3 protein-coding genes are annotated in these 3,649 nt (G+C 38.0%); all 3 read left to right on the forward strand.

The features are described 5' to 3' along the window. The first annotated feature begins 89 nt into the window (after positions 1-89). The 3 genes from V7659_RS27340 (at position 90) to V7659_RS27350 (ending at position 3,369) form a co-directional block, all read left to right on the forward strand. On the forward strand, positions 90-1,217 hold the full coding sequence (locus V7659_RS27340; RefSeq protein WP_335543225.1) for a GntR family transcriptional regulator: 1,128 nt from the start codon (positions 90-92) through the stop codon (positions 1,215-1,217). Between the two features lie 403 nt (positions 1,218-1,620). After that, positions 1,621-2,847, forward strand: coding sequence for an NAD(P)-dependent malic enzyme (locus V7659_RS27345; protein WP_335543226.1), 1,227 nt, complete (start codon positions 1,621-1,623; stop codon positions 2,845-2,847). A 24-nt stretch (positions 2,848-2,871) separates the two neighbouring features. Beyond that, entirely contained in the window at positions 2,872-3,369 is a 498-nt protein-coding gene (locus V7659_RS27350) for an acyl-CoA thioesterase (protein ID WP_335543227.1), read from the forward strand. Positions 3,370-3,649 lie beyond the last annotated feature (280 nt).

Raw genomic sequence — 3,649 nt, forward strand, 5'->3', positions numbered from 1 at the left:
ACTTATAATTTATTTGTTAGGATAGGATTATTAAAAATGTTGTACGTATATGTTATAAATAGTGCTTTAAAGTTGAAAGTGGTGATATAGTGGCTTCAAAAACCAAATACAATATGGTAAAGGAAAAAATAACAGAATGGATTATTAGCGGACAGGTTCGGCCCGGTGAAAAGATTTATTCTGAAAATGAGCTAGTTAAAATGTTCGGGGTAAGCAGACATACGATTCGACAAGCTGTGGGGGATCTGGTTCACGAAGGATTACTATATAGGGAACAAGGTGCGGGAACCTTTTGTTCCTACAAAAAGGAGCAAACAAACGAGCAGACTCCATCCTTAATTCATACATCAAACACAAACGGGAAAAATATTGGTGTGATAACAACATACATCTCTGATTATATTTTCCCATCCATTATAAAAGGAATTGAGTCCCATTTAACTGCACAGGGATACACTTTAACCCTTGCTTGTACGGATAACGATGTGGAAAAGGAAAAACAATGTCTACAGACAATGTTAAGCAGAAATATTGATGGCCTTATCGTAGAACCTACAAAAAGCAGCCAGTACAACCCGAATATACATTACTATCTAGAATTGGAGCAAAACAAAATTCCCTATTTAATGATTAACCAATATTATTCACAGCTGATGCCTCCACACATGATTATGAATGATGAACAGGGCGGTTTTATTGCTACTGAACATTTAATAAAGCTTGGTCACGAAAAAATCATTGGGCTTTTTAAAAACGATGACCTACAAGGAGTAAACAGAATGCAAGGCTTTATTCGTGCTTTTAGAGAACATGGCCTTCCATTTTTCCCAGAGATGGTCATTTCCTTTACAACAGAAGATCAAAATAACAACTTATTGGAACGGTTAGAGAACTTCTTTAGAACAAACACTGTGCCTACTGCAATTGTTTGTTATAACGATCAGCTTGCATTAAATGTTTTAGATCTGGTAAGACGGCTTGGAATAAGTGTACCTGAGGATATATCAATCGTGGGCTTTGATGATTCTTCTTTGGCCGTGGCAACAGAAGTAAAACTAACATCTGTAAACCATCCAAAAATGAAAATGGGTATCGAAGCCGCTAAATGGATAGTTTCTGCTGTTGAGAATAAAGATGATCGCCCTCCATCGATCGTATATGAGCCCAAATTAGTCATTAGAAATTCTACTGCTCCATTTGTGAAGGTACAAAGTTAACATAGTCCAATCTTAAATTGACAATTAATGAAAAGGACCATTAGACGCTTATAAGTCTAATGGTCCTTTTCTATGGGCATCACACCATTCTTCCACAGAACAGCCTGTATCCAAACAAAAAAGACTGTCGATTTAAACCCGAAGAAATCCCTCAGATTTGTCGACAGTCTGAAATCTCCTTAATAAGTATATTGCTTAAGGAGATTTTTCTTGGGATCAACAGTCATGGCTGAAATCCAGGATATTTCACCACTACTAACCCCTATTTTTTTCCATATAAAAATTTCTTATAAGTAAGTATAATTTTTTGCAATTTTTATTATTCTGATAACTACATTATTCTTATCCGTATAGCATCTATTTATAAATTATATAACGGAAAATGAATGGGAGAGAAAAGTATATGTCAATTTTACATGAAGAAGCATTAAGGATACATAAGGAAAAGCAAGGCAAACTTGGCGTTATGTCAAAGGTCCCCCTACGCGATGCAAAGGATTTGAGCCTTGCTTATTCTCCTGGGGTTGCTGAGCCGTGTATGGAAATTTATAGAGATGAAAACAAAGTGTATGACTACACAATAAAAGGGAACCTCGTTGCCGTTGTCTCAAACGGAACAGCTGTATTAGGGCTTGGAAATATTGGACCTAAGGCTGCTATGCCAGTCATGGAGGGGAAAGCCTTATTATTCAAATCATTTGCAGATGTTGATGCATTCCCAATTTGCTTAGATACATCAGATCCAGACAAAATTGTCGAGGTCGTTAAATTATTGGAGCCGACTTTTGGTGGTGTGAATTTAGAAGATATTGCTGCACCACAATGCTTCGAAATTGAGGACAGGTTGAAGAAAATTTGCAATATTCCAATTTTTCATGATGATCAGCATGGCACAGCCATTGTAACCGCCGCTGGGTTAATTAATGCGTTGAAACTCGTTGACAAAAAGTTAGAAAATATTCGCGTGGTTGCAAACGGCGCAGGTGCTGCCGGTGTAGCGATTGTTAAGCTGCTGCTTAATATGGGTGTAAAAGATGTTATTTTATGTGATACAAATGGAATCATTTATGAAGGTCGTCCAAACGGGATGAATCGTTTTAAGGAGGAAATGGCACGCATCACTAATAAAGAACAAAAGCAAGGTACACTGGCAGATGCTCTTGTTGGAGCGGATGTATTTGTAGGAGTATCAGCAGCCGGTGCCGTTACAAAAGAAATGGTTTGTTCGATGAATCGTGATTCTATTATATTTGCTATGGCAAACCCGATTCCGGAAATCATGCCGGAAGTGGCAAAGGAAGCTGGAGCATTTGTTGTCGGGACAGGACGTTCTGACTTTCCAAATCAAGTCAATAACGTATTAGCATTCCCTGGAATTTTCCGCGGTGCTTTAGACGTTAGTGCAAAAGAAATCAACGAAGAAATGAAACGTGCAGCGGTTTATGCGATTGCTGGGTTAATTGAGGATGAAGAGCTTACCCCGGATTATGTTATTCCGGATCCATTTGATCCTAGAGTAGCTGCACAGGTAGCCGCCGCAGTTGCTAAGGCTGCAATGGAAACAGGAGTTTCACAAAGGAATATTAATATACTTGAAATCGAAGAACGTTTATTGGTATTAAGGGACTAACTTTCTTAGATAGGGAGAATATGTATGGAAGCAAAATTTTGTAGAGAATCAAGAGTTATACGAACAAGTCGTGTATTTCCAAATGATGTAAACAACCACAATACATTATTTGGGGGACGATTAATGAGTGATGTGGACCAGGTAGCGTCGATTTCCGCAGCTCGACATAGTCGCAGAGAATGTGTAACTGCCTCAACCGATTCTGTAGACTTTTTATGTCCCGTTCATACATCAGATTCGGTTTGTTTTGAATCCTATGTGACATGGACAGGTACATCATCCATGGAGGTTTTTGTAAAGATTATTGCTGAAGATTTAAAAAGTGGTGAACGGAGAATTGCAGCTACTGCTCTATTAACGTTTGTTGCACTTGATCAGTATAAACGTCCAGCACATGTTCCTCAGGTCATTCCTGAAACTGAAGAAGAGAAAAAATTGCATGAATCCGCACCGGACCGAGCATTAATGCGCAAGCATCGAAAACAAAAGAGCAAAGAATTAGCTACTTTCTTAACACACTAATTGTAGATTATTATCTTGGGAATAAGCATCTTTAAAAAAATGACCCTTTTTCCAGTTCATAGAACAATATAAATTAGGAGAGAGGACTCCAATGAAAAAAGTCCCCTCTCCTTATTTAAAGCTCTCCCAATTTATCAAACCTTGAACCTGCCTCATTAAAGCAGGATTTTTTATTTACAAAAAACAGGGACAGTGTTCCTGTCCCCACGTCCAGATTGATGTCAATTCATATAGCGATGTTCTCTCAGATTATTCAAAATAGAGATTTCCTGTAATAATT

Source organism: Neobacillus drentensis (assembly GCF_036966985.1).
In the GTDB taxonomy this organism is placed as follows: domain Bacteria; phylum Bacillota; class Bacilli; order Bacillales; family Cytobacillaceae; genus Neobacillus; species Neobacillus drentensis_E.